Annotated in this window: 14 protein-coding genes and 2 pseudogenes; 4 read left to right on the plus strand and 12 right to left on the minus strand. The window is 40.3% G+C overall.

What is annotated here, in order from left to right; all coding sequences use genetic code 11:
• Positions 1 to 87 precede the first annotated feature (87 nt).
• Together AC6HZ4_RS17765 and hflX are read right to left on the minus strand one after the other, a co-directional pair.
• A complete protein-coding gene (locus AC6HZ4_RS17765) occupies positions 88 to 1,368 on the minus strand; it encodes a methionine gamma-lyase family protein (protein ID WP_497491002.1) in 1,281 nt (426 codons plus the stop codon).
• Complete coding sequence (gene hflX / locus AC6HZ4_RS17770; protein WP_497491003.1) at positions 1,361 to 2,632, minus strand: GTPase HflX; 1,272 nt, start codon at positions 2,630 to 2,632, stop codon at positions 1,361 to 1,363. Before hflX ends, AC6HZ4_RS17765 begins: the two co-directional genes overlap by 8 nt.
• A 103-nt stretch (positions 2,633 to 2,735) precedes the next feature.
• Between hflX and AC6HZ4_RS17775 the strand changes: the two genes are divergently transcribed.
• The 3 genes from AC6HZ4_RS17775 (at position 2,736) to sspL (ending at position 3,865) form a co-directional block, all read left to right on the plus strand.
• Positions 2,736 to 3,347, plus strand: coding sequence for a trimeric intracellular cation channel family protein (locus AC6HZ4_RS17775; protein ID WP_497491005.1), 612 nt, complete (start codon positions 2,736 to 2,738; stop codon positions 3,345 to 3,347).
• A gap of 230 nt (positions 3,348 to 3,577) precedes the next feature.
• Positions 3,578 to 3,712: a hypothetical protein gene (locus AC6HZ4_RS17780; RefSeq protein WP_497491006.1), complete on the plus strand. Its 135-nt coding sequence runs from the start codon at positions 3,578 to 3,580 to the stop codon at positions 3,710 to 3,712.
• Between the two features lie 15 nt (positions 3,713 to 3,727).
• Positions 3,728 to 3,865, plus strand: coding sequence for a small, acid-soluble spore protein L (gene sspL / locus AC6HZ4_RS17785; RefSeq protein WP_497491008.1), 138 nt, complete (start codon positions 3,728 to 3,730; stop codon positions 3,863 to 3,865).
• 44 nt (positions 3,866 to 3,909) lie between these two features.
• Here the strand turns inward: sspL and spoVK are convergent, their stop codons facing one another.
• Positions 3,910 to 4,863: a stage V sporulation protein K gene (gene spoVK, locus AC6HZ4_RS17790; RefSeq protein WP_497491010.1), complete on the minus strand. Its 954-nt coding sequence runs from the start codon at positions 4,861 to 4,863 to the stop codon at positions 3,910 to 3,912.
• A 94-nt stretch (positions 4,864 to 4,957) separates the two neighbouring features.
• Here spoVK and AC6HZ4_RS17795 point away from each other — a divergent pair, with 94 nt between their 5' ends.
• Positions 4,958 to 5,950: a tyrosine-type recombinase/integrase gene (locus tag AC6HZ4_RS17795; protein WP_497491012.1), complete on the plus strand. Its 993-nt coding sequence runs from the start codon at positions 4,958 to 4,960 to the stop codon at positions 5,948 to 5,950.
• 110 nt (positions 5,951 to 6,060) lie between these two features.
• Here the strand turns inward: AC6HZ4_RS17795 and AC6HZ4_RS17800 are convergent, their stop codons facing one another.
• The 9 genes and pseudogenes from AC6HZ4_RS17800 to AC6HZ4_RS17840 all read right to left on the minus strand — a co-directional run bounded on the left by AC6HZ4_RS17800 (position 6,061) and on the right by AC6HZ4_RS17840 (position 14,102).
• The gene (locus AC6HZ4_RS17800; protein ID WP_497491014.1) at positions 6,061 to 6,471 is read right to left on the minus strand and encodes a YjdF family protein; all 411 of its coding nucleotides are present in this window, start codon (positions 6,469 to 6,471) and stop codon (positions 6,061 to 6,063) included.
• A gap of 192 nt (positions 6,472 to 6,663) precedes the next feature.
• Complete coding sequence (gene bacA, locus AC6HZ4_RS17805; protein ID WP_497491016.1) at positions 6,664 to 7,464, minus strand: undecaprenyl-diphosphate phosphatase; 801 nt, start codon at positions 7,462 to 7,464, stop codon at positions 6,664 to 6,666.
• Between the two features lie 218 nt (positions 7,465 to 7,682).
• Positions 7,683 to 8,531: a DUF8832 domain-containing protein gene (locus tag AC6HZ4_RS17810; RefSeq protein ID WP_497491019.1), complete on the minus strand. Its 849-nt coding sequence runs from the start codon at positions 8,529 to 8,531 to the stop codon at positions 7,683 to 7,685.
• 30 nt (positions 8,532 to 8,561) lie between these two features.
• Positions 8,562 to 9,566, minus strand: a pseudogene (locus tag AC6HZ4_RS17815) (heavy metal translocating P-type ATPase); the annotation flags it as partial.
• A 12-nt stretch (positions 9,567 to 9,578) separates the two neighbouring features.
• Positions 9,579 to 9,728: pseudogene (locus tag AC6HZ4_RS17820) on the minus strand (cation transporter); the annotation flags it as partial.
• Between the two features lie 308 nt (positions 9,729 to 10,036).
• Entirely contained in the window at positions 10,037 to 10,666 is a 630-nt protein-coding gene (locus tag AC6HZ4_RS17825) for a TetR/AcrR family transcriptional regulator (protein WP_497491020.1), read from the minus strand.
• Between the two features lie 18 nt (positions 10,667 to 10,684).
• A complete protein-coding gene (locus AC6HZ4_RS17830) occupies positions 10,685 to 11,461 on the minus strand; it encodes a CPBP family glutamic-type intramembrane protease (RefSeq protein WP_497491022.1) in 777 nt (258 codons plus the stop codon).
• Positions 11,462 to 11,697: 236 nt separating this feature from the next.
• Positions 11,698 to 12,489 (minus strand): tyrosine-protein phosphatase, encoded by a 792-nt coding sequence (locus AC6HZ4_RS17835; protein ID WP_497491023.1) that lies wholly within the window; start codon positions 12,487 to 12,489, stop codon positions 11,698 to 11,700.
• Between the two features lie 203 nt (positions 12,490 to 12,692).
• Positions 12,693 to 14,102: an MATE family efflux transporter gene (locus tag AC6HZ4_RS17840; protein ID WP_497491025.1), complete on the minus strand. Its 1,410-nt coding sequence runs from the start codon at positions 14,100 to 14,102 to the stop codon at positions 12,693 to 12,695.
• Between the last annotated feature and the right edge of the window lie 320 nt (positions 14,103 to 14,422).

Here is a 14,422-nt window from a genome sequence, read left to right on the forward strand (position 1 = left end):
TTTTATGACAGATTTACAATAGCGTGTCTATTCCCAGTCCGCACCTTGTTATGGTATGCATTTGGCCTCATTTTATAATACTTTTCTCTATATCGTTTGCTCTAGCTGCAGCAAGCCTTTTTGCAGCAGCTCATCAATTGCAGAGCAAATCGCAATTTTGACATGCGAATAGGTCAAGCCGCCCTGGACATATGCTACGTAAGGAGGGCGAATCGGCCCATCTGCCGATAACTCGATGCTTGCTCCTTGTATAAATGTGCCCGCGGCCATAATAACATCATCCTCATAGCCTGGCATGTAATTCGCATGCGGCTTAAAATGCGAATTAATGGGCGAAGCATATTGGATCGCCTGACAAAATGCAATCATGCGTTCAGCATCATCAAATTGAACAGATTGAATGAGGTCAGTCCGCGGCGTATCCCAGCGAGGCGATGTATTCATGCCAAGCTCTTCCAAAAATGCCGCTGTAAACACAGCACCCTTTAAGGCCTGTGCTGTTACGTGCGGCGCCAAGAAAAAGCCTTGATACATTTCCTGCAGGCTATACAGCGATGCACCGGCTTCGGCCCCAATCCCCGGAGACGTTAAGCGGTAGGCACACGCCTCGACATACTGCGCTTTACCAACAATATATCCTCCGGTTTTCACAATGCCGCCGCCAGGGTTTTTAATAAGCGATCCTGCCATTAGATCCGCGCCAACGTGACAAGGCTCAAGCTCCTCGACAAACTCTCCATAGCAATTGTCCACAAATACAACCACATCAGGCTTAATGCTTTTTACAGCATCAATCATCTCTTTGATTTCAGCTACTGTAAAGGATGGACGAGTTGCGTATCCTTTAGATCGCTGAATACCAATCATTTTAGTATTGTCCCGAATGGCTTCCTTGACTGCTGAAATATCCACTTGTCCTTCCGCAGTCAGGTTAACAGCACGGTAACCAATTTGAAATTCCTTAAAAGAACCAATGCCTTTTCCTCGTATACCGACAATTTCCTCTAATGTATCATATGGTTTTCCGGTAATGTACAGCAATTCATCGCCAGGGCGCAAAATTCCAAATAAAGCAGTAGAAATGGCATGCGTTCCGGAAATAATTTGCGGCCGAACAAGTCCTGCTTCCGCACCAAACACGTCTGCATATACCTGTTCAAGCGTATCGCGTCCAATATCATCATATCCGTATCCTGTTGTCGGAATAAAGTGCGAATCGCTGATTTTATGCTTGCGAAAGCTCTCGAGTACCCGAAACTGATTGCTTTCGGCTACCTCATCCATACGTTTATGTACTCCCGCAATCTGTTGTTCTACTTTTGCTACAATCGGAGCAATTTTTTCTCCGTGCTGAAATCGATTAAACATCGGTTTTCTCTTCCCCTTTTCTTGCTGTATATCTTTGAATGTGTCCGTTCAGTGGAGAATTCGGAAATACATATCCTTTGCACGTATATGTGTGCTCCTCTTCATCAAACACCGTTTCCTTCAAAATGCTATCTGTCTTTAATAAATGAAGCAGGCGCCCTTCAGATGCAGGAATAGCAATATGATACGGCTTCATAAGCTGCAGCATATCCCGTTCAATGGTATGACGCAGCCGCTCTAAATCTTGCTGCTCGAACGCGCTGATCACAATATTCTCTCCCTTAGGAGACGGTAAAAAGGAGGGATGCTGCACATCTTTCTTATTGTAGACAGTAAGAGATGGAATTTGCTCTACCTCTAGTTCATGCAGCAGTTCCCGCACCGTCCGCTCATGACCAACATAATTCACATCTGAAGAGTCTACAACATGCAAAACAAAATCTGCCTGATTCACTTCTTCAAGCGTGGAACGAAATGCAGCAACAAGCGAGGTCGGCAAGTCTTGAATAAATCCGACCGTGTCCGTCAAAAGCACCGTATAGCCGCACGGCAGCTGCATTTTGCGCGTTGTCGGATCCAACGTGGCAAATAACAGGTTTTCTTCAAATGTGTCTGCTGCTGTCAGCCTGTTAAACAGCGTGGATTTCCCCGCATTCGTATAACCGACAAGAGAAATCTGGAACGTGCTGTTTTGTTTACGACGTTCGCGGTAGCGCAAGCGATGCTCAACAATCACAGCAAGCTGTTGTTTAATTTCATTAATACGCGAACGAATATGACGGCGGTCCGTTTCCAGCTTTGTTTCCCCTGGACCTCTTGTCCCGATACCGCCCCCAAGACGAGATAGCGCTTCGCCTTGTCCAACAAGACGCGGCAGTGCATATTGCATCTGTGCAAGCTCTACCTGCAGCTTCCCCTCTCTTGATTTCGCACGCTGAGCAAAAATATCCAAAATCAACTGCGTTCTGTCAATAACTCTCGCATCTAATTCCTTTGACAGGTTGCGAATCTGGCTTGGTGTTAGCTCATTATTAAAGATAACGATATCCGGCTCCAGCTCATCTACAAGAGCCGCAAGCTCCTCCAGCTTTCCTTTACCGATATATGTAGCAGGGTGAAACCTTGGGCGCTTTTGCGTTGTCGTAACGAGCACGTCCGCTTGTGCCGTTTTAGCAAGCGAGGCAAGCTCCTCCATCGAATATGTAAACCGTTCTTCATCATCGTGCGGCAATTGACAGCCGACTAAAATTGCTTTTTCTTTCAAATATCTTCACTCTTTCTTTTCGAAAGTTCAACCTTCTACTATAATAGCAGAGGAGGCATCATTCATCTAGTTGCTTATCACATAAGGGGAGAGGATTTTCAACGTGACTTGGGAAATATTTGGTATTATTGGAACAATCGCTTTTTCTATCAGCGGCGCTATCGTTGCCATGGAAGAAGAGTATGATCTGTTTGGAGTGTATATTTTAGGTATGGCAACAGCATTCGGCGGCGGAGCAATGCGTAACCTGCTAATAGGATACCCGATTGATGCACTTTGGAAACAGGATTCATTATTTCAAATTGCGCTTTTATCCATGACTATCATCTTTTTGTTTCCAAACAAACTAATAAAGCACTGGAAACGGTGGGAAAATATTACTGACGCCATCGGCCTGTCCGCATTTGCAATTCAAGGGGCATTGTACGCACAGCAATTACATCTGCCAATTAGTGCGACAATTGTTGCAGCTGTCTTAACCGGGACTGGCGGCGGTATCATTCGTGATGTTTTAGCAAAGCGGAAACCGCTCGTACTGCGCGCGGAAGTATACGCACTTTGGACGATTCTTGCGGGATTTGCCGTTGGTTCTGGTATCGTTCATACTGCGGTCGGCATGTATGGATTATTCGTTCTTATTGTTGTCTGCCGGATGCTCTCTGTGCAGTACAACTGGAAGCTGCCGCATAAATCGCTTACGAATCAATCGTATTAAGAAAAGCGGAATCGGCTCGTTTTGCTTTGGAAGAGGACAGTTCTCTGCCGGGCGGGGCGCTTTTTGCCTCACTGGATGGAGATCCTTCCCCACGGCAAGCAGGACGTTGGAGCTAGACAATACACAAAAGCTTATACTTTCTTATCTAATCTTCGAAAAACAAAACAGCCTGTTCAGGCTGTTTTTTTCATGCAAAATGCAAATACTATAAGAGCAAGGGGGTGCAAGATATGACCAATCACGTCAATAAAGGCAAACATAGAAGCTCAGTGAGACAATTTGGCAATGCTGATGACTCAGCTCGCGCAAAAAGCGATAAAATGGAACGGCATCATCAGCTCCGCGAGCAACGCGAAAACGATTAAGGGAGGATAACTATAATGGGAAAAAAACAGAAAAATCGCGGTACCGACCAAGGAACCAGCGTAAATCCGCAAGGCTTAACACCGGATGAAGCATCACGTGATCCAAAAACTGCTCTTGAAAATCGTGCTAAAAAAAGCAATACAAAGATATAAGCCTTCGATGCCAATAGCATCGGCGCAGCAAAGAACCGCAGGGCTTACAAGCCCTGCGGTTCTTCCTCAAATGATAGGTCTGTACCTGTAATTGTCAACAGGTCATGTTTATCATACGAATCCTGCAGCAGAAGCCGCATCGCTTGGGAGCGCACAGATTTTTCTACAATATTCCGCACATACCTCCCATTGCTAAAGGCGGTAATGGAAGAAGAATATTTCACCGCATTGAGATGATCCCGCAGCTTCCACTCTGCTTCCTTGGACAATTGATACTCTCTCTCCTCATACATCTGTTTTCCAATTTCAAGCAGCTGATTCACTGTATAATCCGGAAATTCAATAATAAATGGAAACCGCGACTGCAAGCCTGGATTTAAGGAGAGAAAATGGTTCATCTCCCGTGAATATCCCGCTAAGATAAGAACAAAATCATGTTGCTTATCCTCCATATGCTTGACGAGAGTATCGATTGCTTCTTTACCAAAATCCTTTTCCCCGCCCCGCGCCAATGAGTACGCCTCGTCAATAAATAAAATGCCCCCTAATGATTTTCGAATTAAATCACGCGTTTTTTGTGCTGTATGTCCAATATATTCCCCAACAAGATCTGCACGCTCCGCCTCTACAAGATGGCCCTTAGATAGTACATTCATCTCAAACAGAAGCTTCCCAATGATGCGCGCAACTGTTGTTTTGCCTGTTCCGGGATTTCCTTTAAAGAGCATGTGCAGTACTTGCTTTTCTGCCTTAAGTCCTGCTTCCTGCCGCTTTTTGTTCACGTAAATCCACGCGTAAATTTCTTTAATGATGGATTTGACCTCATTCATGCCGACAAGCCTGCTCATCTCTTCCTCTATTTGCTTTAACATTTCATGCTTTGGGGACGGTTCCGTCAATATGGATTTTGGCGGCGGAACAGGGGCGGGTGCTTTCGTTCTCGTATTTAACACGATATTAATTTGGTTATTATTTTTCTTTCGAATGGACTGTTCCATACAATCACCCCTAACCTTTTAGCACTTTCCTAACAATTCAACACTTGTTTATCATTTTCTGTTATAATTTAGAAAAAATATGATGGGCGGTGAGATGTTGGAGACAAGGCGGATTCAAAATGATGAATTGCTTAATACGATTCGTACATTTGCTGCTTACCTAACGAGTAAGGGCAGGAAACCATCAACCATTAAGCGTTACGTGTACGATATCGAAGATTTTATTCACTGGCTTGAAAAGAATGAAAAAGTTTCTTCTAACAATATATGGGCATCCCTATGTACAAAAGACTACGAAAATTACTTTTTTGAATTAAAAACGATTCGTCATTATTCTGAAAAAACGATACACCGTGTATTCATCGTTCTTAATCGTTTGTACCAATTTTTCCAATTATCCAATCCCGGCATGATAAACCCTTTAAAAGAAATGGAAATTGTTATTCAACCGGACCGAGCGCTGCGCAAGGCCGACTTTATTACAGAACAGGAAGAAAACCGTTTGAAGAACACCCTTTCGTCTCTCGAAAATTTGTCGGAAAAGCAGCTTCCAGCCCGCTCTTTACTTATTGACCGAAACATCAGCATCATTACACTACTTCTTGATTACGGGCTATCTTTACAAGAACTCATTTCCTTGAATATGCACCATGTCCATTTTGAAACAAACACACTTTCCATTCCTCCTGTTTCCGGAATCGCACGTACGATTACGCTTTCCGTGGAAGACAAAAAACAGCTCTACAAATACTATAAAATTATCCCAGAGCCGGTTCGTCCAAAATACCATTCTGACGACCCGCTGTTTGTCGCATTTGATTTTAATCGTAATACGTACCGCTGGGTATATGAAAACGATGCCCCTAAAGCTTTAACTGAAATTGCTGTACAAAAGATGATTCGTCAGGAGGTTGCGCGTGCAGGATTACGTAAAGGAATCTCAGGTCAGCATTTTCGTAATACGTTTATTCTGAAACTCATCAAGCAGGAAGTGAGCGAGCAGGAGATTATGAAGCGAGTGGGCTTTAAGACAAGACTTTCTCTCAAACGGTATTATGATTACGCCAAAAATAAAACCCTCTTATAAATAAGAGGGTTTCAGACTGTTGAAAAACAAATTCGTCAATAGATGATTAGTTTTCTCCATTCTTTACGATAAAAAGATGTAAAAAATCGGGTAACTCACCGATTTTTCAACTACCTTCCACGATGTTTATCTTTCGCTTTTTGACGTTTTATTTCTCGCTTTCTTGCTTTCATTTCTTCCCTTTGCTGCCGGGAAAAAGTTTGTTTTTCCTTTTTTCTTTTCTCATATTCCAGTTTGAGAACTTCTTGAGCATGAGAAGATATTCCTTTATTTTTCATTTCATCAGCCACTTGTCTTGCAAGACGCTTTGGGTTTATTCGCCGCTCATTAGGAGTTTTTGTATTGATTTCTTCAGACAATCTGTTTGTTATGTCTAATAGCTGTCTATAGATAAACTCCAGAATTTCAGTATCAGTTGGTTCAGAACCGAATACGTGCCTGCCCGCTTTCAATTTCCCTTCATGAACTTCCTCAATAACACCTACCCAAAATTGACCATCATAATAAACTGTTAGTTTCATAAAATCCCCCTCTAATAATACATTAGAACGATGGACATCCCGAGGGGGGAAGGTTACTGACATTGATCCCAAAAGAAAGACTCAATGCGTCTGGACTACCAACCAGACTGTGTTTTTACGTTCTATTTTTTATTATACAACAAAGCCCACTTTTCACATAACTGCTCTTTCATTTTGAGCTCACTCTTTACCCTATAAGATAAATAGCCAAAATAGGAAAGCTAATACAAAACGATAAAGAGCAAAGGGAATTAGTTTAATCTTATTAATTAAATTCAAGAAAAACTTAATTGCGATAATTGCTACTATAAAAGCTGTTAAAAATCCTGTCATAAACAATGGCAGATCATTTGCATTCAGGTGGTTCCAACTCTCAAATAGATCTTTTCCTGATGCCGCAAACATAATTGGAATAGCCATTATAAATGTAAATTCAGATGCTGTCTTATGATTCATTCCGATTAGCAGCCCGCCGGATAATGTAGCGCCCGATCTGGAGAAACCAGGAACTAGCGCCAAGCATTGAAACAATCCCGCTACGAAAGCCTGTTTATACGTGATTTGGTCAAGCGAATTAGAAGAAGGCACAGGTTTGAATTTTTCAGCTATGATCATAAGAACGCCTCCTGCCACAAGTGTAACAACAACAGTTTGAGGCTGAAACAAAACTTGCTTAATATAGTCGTATAAAACGGCCCCTCCGATACCAAAAGGAATGATACCAATAGCTATATGTATGATGCTCAGATTGCCAGTGCCACCATTTTCCTTATTCCGACGCAGCCCTAAAATCGTTAATATGCGATTCCAAAAGAGTACTACGACTGCTAAAATAGACCCTAATTGTATCACGACCTCAAAGGTAGTGGCTCTAGGAGTACCTTCAAAACCAAGCAAATGACCTGTAAGTATTAAATGACCAGTTGATGATACAGGCACAAACTCTGTTAGCCCTTCTACTAAACCCATAATTAATCCAATAATGATATCCATAAAAAACTCCTTACAAATTTATTATTCAGTTGATATCCACCTTTATAAAGCAGCCTATTGTTGCGATAAATCCTATCATATAGAGATCGCGATACTTTTGGTCATCCTTTAAATTAATAATATTTCCCTCAACATTGGTTAAAGGAAGACCTGCTAAGAATTGAACACCAACGCGCCAATGACCTTTTCGGTTCGGCGCGCTGTCTTGTTGTGAACAGCTACTGTGTTATTTCTACGGTAAATGGATAGATTCGCACTTCTCCTTCTTGTTTAAACTCCGCCCAAATTTTATAAATCCCCGGTTGGTCAAACTGAGTTTCGAAGATCGGTTCAGTATCATTGGCAGGATGAACATGAACGTACTGTTCTGCTTTCTCATCTAATATGACGACATGTCCTACGGCACCAAGATAAGGTTCTAATGGACCATTAACTAAAAACTTTAGCTCAACTGATTCCTCTGCTTGCAACGAACTCAGTTCTAACGTGACTGTACGTTCATCCACTGTTTTAGTCAACTTTTGATCAACTTTCAGGGAATTATGCGCATGTTCCTTTCCCTTCTCACCTATGGAGAAGGAAACAGGTTGTACATGATATCCCAACTGTTTTGGCTTAATATCAATAAATGCCTTATACGATCCATTCAGTAACCCATGTTGAACTTTGAACAAACCTGGCTCTATCTGTTCCGGATGGAGATGAACATACTGGTTAAGGTGTGTATCGACTACGATTAAATGCATGATTTTCTCATGATTTACTTCTAAGTCTGTTACGGCATTCCCCGATAAATCTTTGATTGCAATGACTAATTCTTGACCGTGCACTTCTAAACTTGTTGTTACTTCACTATCAGCTATGGCAGTACTGTCATGGTCACTACGTTCTTCACCATGCTCATGACTTTCTGCTTCATGGCTGTCAGTCTCCTTCTTTTCGGTTGACTCATGATGATTTTGTTTCGTTTCTTCTCGTTTTCCATCAACCGCTAAGCTCGCATAAATGGAATAACCGCCTATCACAGTCAGCAAATAAACAATGGCAGCAATCGCCCACTTTTTCATCAAACTTCACCTCCCCATAATGTGCCTTTTTTATAGTCTTACTTTTTGTAGACGAAGGGCATTTAGCACAACAGATATAGAGCTAAATGCCATAGCTGCTCCTGCCAGCCAAGGTGCCAACAGACCAATAGCAGCAATTGGAACGCCGATGGCATTATAGGCAAATGCCCAGAATAAGTTTTGCTTAATGTTTGTAATCGTCTTTTTACTCATAAAGATTGCGTCGGCAATACTGTTTAAGTCCCCCCGCATTAACGTAATGTCCGCTGCCTCCATCGCTACATCTGTTCCTGTACCGATTGCCATCCCAATATCAGCTGTTGCAAGAGCTGGTGCATCGTTAATACCGTCCCCAACCATTGCTACATGCTTACCTTGCTGCTGAAGCTTTTTCACTTCATCTGCTTTTCCTTCTGGCAACACCTCCGCTATCACGACATCAATACCTGCCTCTTTAGCGATCGCATCAGCTGTCCGTTGATTGTCACCCGTAATCATGATTACTTGGATTCCCATCTCTTTTAATCGTTTGACTGCGCCCTTTGATGTGTCCTTAATAGTATCAGCCACAGCTACCATGCCGGCATACTGTTGATCAATTGCGACGAGCATCACAGTCTTTCCGTTTCCTTCTAACTGTTCCATCGCTGGCAGGATGCGGCCAATAGAAATCTTATTTTGCTTCATTAGCTTGCGGGTTCCGATTGAAATCTCTTTGCCATTGACAACCGCTTTGATTCCATATCCTGGGATAGCTTCAAACTCTGATACTTCACTTAAAGGAACCTTCTTCTCCTGAATACCTTGAACAATTGCTTGAGCCAACGGATGTTCTGATTGCTTCTCGGCCGTTCCAACTAATCTCAAAAACTCTTCTTCCATGAAATTCTCTTCAACTAATACATCCGTGAGAATTGGTTTTCCATTCGTTACAGTTCCTGTTTTATCCAAAATGATCGTATCAATTCGGTGAGTCATCTCCAAGTGCTCTCCACCTTTAAAAAGAACCCCCAACTCGGCTGCTCGCCCTGAACCTTTACTTGAATCGTATTTAATTGATGTTCGCTCCAATGCAAAATTGACTGTTGCTTCTTCTACGCCTTCGAGCTTCTTTAACCCTTTTTCAATTCTCACCGCGCAAGAAGCACAAGTCATACCCGTGATTGGAAGATTCACTTCTTGAACATTTATACTCATGTACCTTCACCCCGTTTTTCAATGATCAACTTGTGACCAAGGAGGTGCTAAATAGCACCTCATCTATGTTCACTCTACTTCATAGCCTTGATCGTCAATGGTTTCTTTAATTTTCTCTAACTAAGAACTCTCATTTTAAATCCTCCTAAAACATACCAGAATATCACCTAAATTAAATTACCATTAATTATTTATCATTCAACATTAATTAACGTTCGTTAATATAAAATTACTATCCTACATCTTCCTTTATCTTTAATCCCTATTCGGTTTGATGAGTAAGGAGTTTTTTGGTTAAAAAACTCCTGCTAATTTTCAATGGCAGAAAGAAAAAAGTTTAAATGCTGTTCCATTTTATTTTCTACTTCAAAGGTATCTTTGTTGTCATACCTTAATAGCAAGTATTCTGTCATCATGGCGAAAAGGGGATATTGATATTCAATTGCAAGAAATTTAGCATTTTGCTGTTTCATTTTCTTTTCATCAATAAATGCCTGGAATGCTGTTTCCAAAAAATTAACTGTTCCTCCATAGACATCGTTTAAAATAATGTCTCTCGCACGTTGATCTCTAAATTGTTCGATGTTAAGAATTCTCCACATTTTTTCATGCAGGTTATCTTCTGCGGTTTTCTTAAAAATTTCCATACCTTGTGTCAAAAAATTCCTTACCGTAGAGCTTCTAGCGATGGAAATGATCACACCTTGATCAGGACGCGTTCTTGCATGCTGCGTCTGAAACCAGGAATAAATCCACTCTAAAATTTCTTCCTTAGACTTGAAATGATTATATAAAGCACTTTCTTTAATGCCAACGGCTTTTGTTATTTCTCGGACTGAAACAGCAGAATACCCTTTGCGAGAAAATAATTCAATAGCAGTTTCAAGGATTTTGTACTTTGTATTTGATACATCAAGATCTTTTACTATGTTGTTCATTTGGAACTCCTTTTTTATTTAAGATAAGGTCGTGATTACAAGCTGGATCATAAGTTGCAAATCCATGAAAAAATGAGCAAGCGCAATTGGAGCTAACCTATTGGTTCTTGCGAAAATAATACCCAGGGTGATAGCCAGCGGAACGAATGATAAAAACCTCCATAGCAAGTATGGACCATCAAAAACCAAAGGTAATGCAACATGCTGTAATGCAAGTGCTAAACCGGCAAGAAGAATGGCAAGCCACAGTTTTCCAGTACTGGCATGGATTCGAGGAAGTGCATAGCCAATATAAGTAGGTGTTTCCACAAGCCCATTTGATAAAGGGAATAAAATTAATGATACAACAATGGCCCACACAGGAAGCTTTTGGAACATAATATCAGGCGGAATGAATGACCCTAATAAAATGTAAGAAAAAATATATAAAGGGATCCCGCCTACTACAAAGCCTACAACAATAAGCCATAAAGTCTCCAATGCATCCCTTCCGAGTCTGCCCCTTTTAAAGTTAAAAATACTTAGGTATTTAAGCCCCTCTTTTTTCATAAAAGATCGTAGAATAAAAAAGGTGGAAATATTAGCAAAGATAGCTTGAAAAGGCCACCACTTTTGTGCAGCATTCAAAGGTGAATCATCTCCCTTCAAAGCAAAAAGGCCAACGAATAATACACCAAACGCTATAAATAATAATGTGCGCATTAATAATGAGAATATAATTCTACCACTGATATCGTTCTGTTTTATCGATTGATCCAAGCTAACACGACCCGAATTCATATATACATTTTTCATATTGCACCTCCCAATTTTGTTTGTTTAAAAAATAGAATATCACATGGATTAAATTCCCATTAAATATTACTAACTTAATGCTAATTAACGTTCGTTAACATGTCAATGCATAATATTACATATTCAATCTATAAGATTTAGCTGTTGTGTAAAAATCTGCTTTCACATGAATGATAAAATAGAGGTACCTTCAACACGAAGAAGAACTACTGTTTCTCAATTAGAATACTGCTGCCTTATTCAAGCAGCAGGTGTTTTAAATTATCTATAGTATTTTGCTGAATATTACAAGCCTGACAGAGATAATTTTCAATTGTTCCATACTCTTTTATTATCCTATTATAAGTTTCATCCAGATACTCCCGCCGAACTTCTAAAATAGGTTTCAAACGGTCAGGAGACACTTGAAACAGACTAATCCATCTGATAAATCTTTCAACCCTCTTCATTCGGGGCCCAATCAAATCATTTGAAGTCAGATACTCATCCAAAACAGTGCTATACGGAACGCCAGCAAGCAATTGAATTAAGGCAGATATATAACCTGTTCGGTCCTTGCCGCCTGTACAATGAATAAGAGCTGGTACATTCTTTTGTTCAGAAAGCAAGGTTATTATCTCTTTAATCTGCATGTTGCTTTTAAACGCTATGTTTTGATAAAGGTCTTTCATCATTTTTTCAAAGTCTATCTGATTAGACTTGCCTACTAGAAATCTAAAAAATTCAAAGTGTGTGAATTCTTGACTTTTATCTTGGATGGATATATTCACTAACTGTATTCCTTGTTCCATTTTTATTCGGCTAGGCTTTGATTTTTGTTCTCGCGGCGTTCGCAAATCACAGATTAACTTTATATGTAACTGCTTAAATTTTTCTAGGTCATTTGGGGACAAACGGGATAATTCATCCGAGCGGAATAGAATTCCCGATTTCATTCTGCGTCCATCTTGTGTTCTAAGGCCTCCTATATCACGAAAGTTATATAAACCGTCTAGTTGCAGTATGGGTTCTTTTTCAATAATGGCCATTATGACCCTCCTTTCATCCAATATGACTGTATTAGTTACCACAATTTGCATTCCATTAAATGGATTCGATTTCTGTATAATACTGCTAAACTAATATTAATGAACGTTTGTTAATATGTCAATAAATAACATTACACATACAATCTATAAGATTTATAGATTGTATGAAAACCCGCTCACATGAATGATAAATAATGGATTGTTTAATGAACCATACGTACTATCCGTTTCTTCTTCCATGACCAACGATAGTATGAATATTGCAAGACAAGGCTAACGAAGAAAGCTGCTGGATATCCAACCCAGATGCCTTTTATACCAAGGCTAGTGTAATTTGACAGCAGGTAAGCCACAGGAACTTCAACACACCAAATGGATATGATGATGAACAGCGTTGGCCATAATACTGTTCCACTTGCACGCATTACAGCTGTAATGATTTGTGAATGGCCAGATATTAGATAACTCCATAGTGTGATAACTAATAAACTATGTGCAATAGCAAGTGTCCCTTCACTTGTTAGAAACCAAGATAGAATATCTTGGGCAAATACATAAACAAGCAGGATTAAAAAACCTCCAATTACATAATTTAACATTAAACCTGCTTGAAGCACCTGCGTTAGGCGGTTAAATTGACCTCTCCCAATGGACTGTGCAGCAAATATGGAGACTGCAATACTTAAGCTTGCTGCCGGCATCGTTACGTAGCTTGCTACTTGATTGACCGACCCATATGCTGCTGTAGCACTAGAACCAAAGTGATTCACGAATGTGATAACAGCAATTTCAGATAGTGCTACTACAATCATATTGATGCTTGACGGAATGCCCAGACGCAACAGCAATTTCAACAGCCGCCAATCCGGCCGGAGGCAACGATGCACTGATGAATCAAATTGAAGCGGATGATTTGTTTTATTCAAGTAAATCAGCATAACAATGAATGCTAAATTTGTTGATAATACAGATGCATATGCTGAACCGTAAACACCTAGCTTAGGAAGGCCAAGCCAACCAAAGATGAGAACAGGCAACAATCCTATATTGAGTACTGTACTAACAACAAGAAAGTAAAATGGCGTTTTTGAGTCCCCTATACCGCGCATAAAAGTTGTATAGGCCAGGTATAAGAATGTAATCGGCATAGACCAGAATAAAATTCTCGCATAGTGGACGCTAACGGCAAGGATATTTTCCGGGGTACCTAATAACCGCAATATATCCCAAGTAAATATGCCCCCTATTACCGTTAACAACACCCCTAATAGAAAAGTAAAAGTGAGAGTTGTTCCAACAATGGCCTTTACACGCTCTTCATTGCGCGCCCCATATGCTTGGCCGATTAAGATAGAACTACCTGAACCTATTCCGATCGCAAAGGAAACAAGCAAAAAAAGCAATGGAAAGAAGGCAGAGATAGCTGCTAAAGCATTCACACCAAGATAACGCCCTACAATGATACTTCCAGCTAATTGACCGATTGATTGTAGAGCATTACTAAGAATAAGAGGGATAAGAAACATGGTGATAGAACGCCAAACGGGTTGACTGTCTATCTCCTTACTCTGTAGTTTTGTACCCTCTTTGTTTATAGTTTGAGATGATTTCATTTTTTATTTCCCCCCAGTCCCTTTTTAATTTAAGTCATATACTTATGATATGAAATGCCGAAAATGACTGAGAAACAAACTTGACATATAAAAAGTATTATCGCTGATTATAGATTCAACATTTTGGAATAAATTAGGGTTATTTTCTCCTAATTAAATAGTGTTACAGCATGTCCAATACTTAGTGCATTTTCAACCAAATCACGCCCTAAAAATTGTGTTCCGCCAATTATAAGCAGCTTGATTATAAGCCCCTGTTATTACACATATTTGATTGTCTATATACCCCGCTATAAAATACAAAAAAATATACTATCTGT

The organism is Ectobacillus sp. OTK (assembly GCF_059698935.1).

Coding starts and splice junctions, on each gene's coding strand:
- AC6HZ4_RS17780 (WP_497491006.1), top strand. CDS start 3,578: ATGACCAATCACGTCAATAAAGGCAAACATAGAAGCTCAGTGAGACAA.
- AC6HZ4_RS17840 (WP_497491025.1), bottom strand. CDS start 14,102: ATGAAATCATCTCAAACTATAAACAAAGAGGGTACAAAACTACAGAGT.
- AC6HZ4_RS17800 (WP_497491014.1), bottom strand. CDS start 6,471: ATGAAACTAACAGTTTATTATGATGGTCAATTTTGGGTAGGTGTTATT.
- AC6HZ4_RS17830 (WP_497491022.1), bottom strand. CDS start 11,461: ATGAAAAATGTATATATGAATTCGGGTCGTGTTAGCTTGGATCAATCG.
- spoVK (WP_497491010.1), bottom strand. CDS start 4,863: ATGGAACAGTCCATTCGAAAGAAAAATAATAACCAAATTAATATCGTG.
- AC6HZ4_RS17835 (WP_497491023.1), bottom strand. CDS start 12,489: ATGGCCATTATTGAAAAAGAACCCATACTGCAACTAGACGGTTTATAT.
- AC6HZ4_RS17810 (WP_497491019.1), bottom strand. CDS start 8,531: ATGAAAAAGTGGGCGATTGCTGCCATTGTTTATTTGCTGACTGTGATA.
- bacA (WP_497491016.1), bottom strand. CDS start 7,464: ATGGATATCATTATTGGATTAATTATGGGTTTAGTAGAAGGGCTAACA.
- AC6HZ4_RS17825 (WP_497491020.1), bottom strand. CDS start 10,666: ATGAACAACATAGTAAAAGATCTTGATGTATCAAATACAAAGTACAAA.
- AC6HZ4_RS17765 (WP_497491002.1), bottom strand. CDS start 1,368: ATGTTTAATCGATTTCAGCACGGAGAAAAAATTGCTCCGATTGTAGCA.
- sspL (WP_497491008.1), top strand. CDS start 3,728: ATGGGAAAAAAACAGAAAAATCGCGGTACCGACCAAGGAACCAGCGTA.
- AC6HZ4_RS17795 (WP_497491012.1), top strand. CDS start 4,958: ATGTTGGAGACAAGGCGGATTCAAAATGATGAATTGCTTAATACGATT.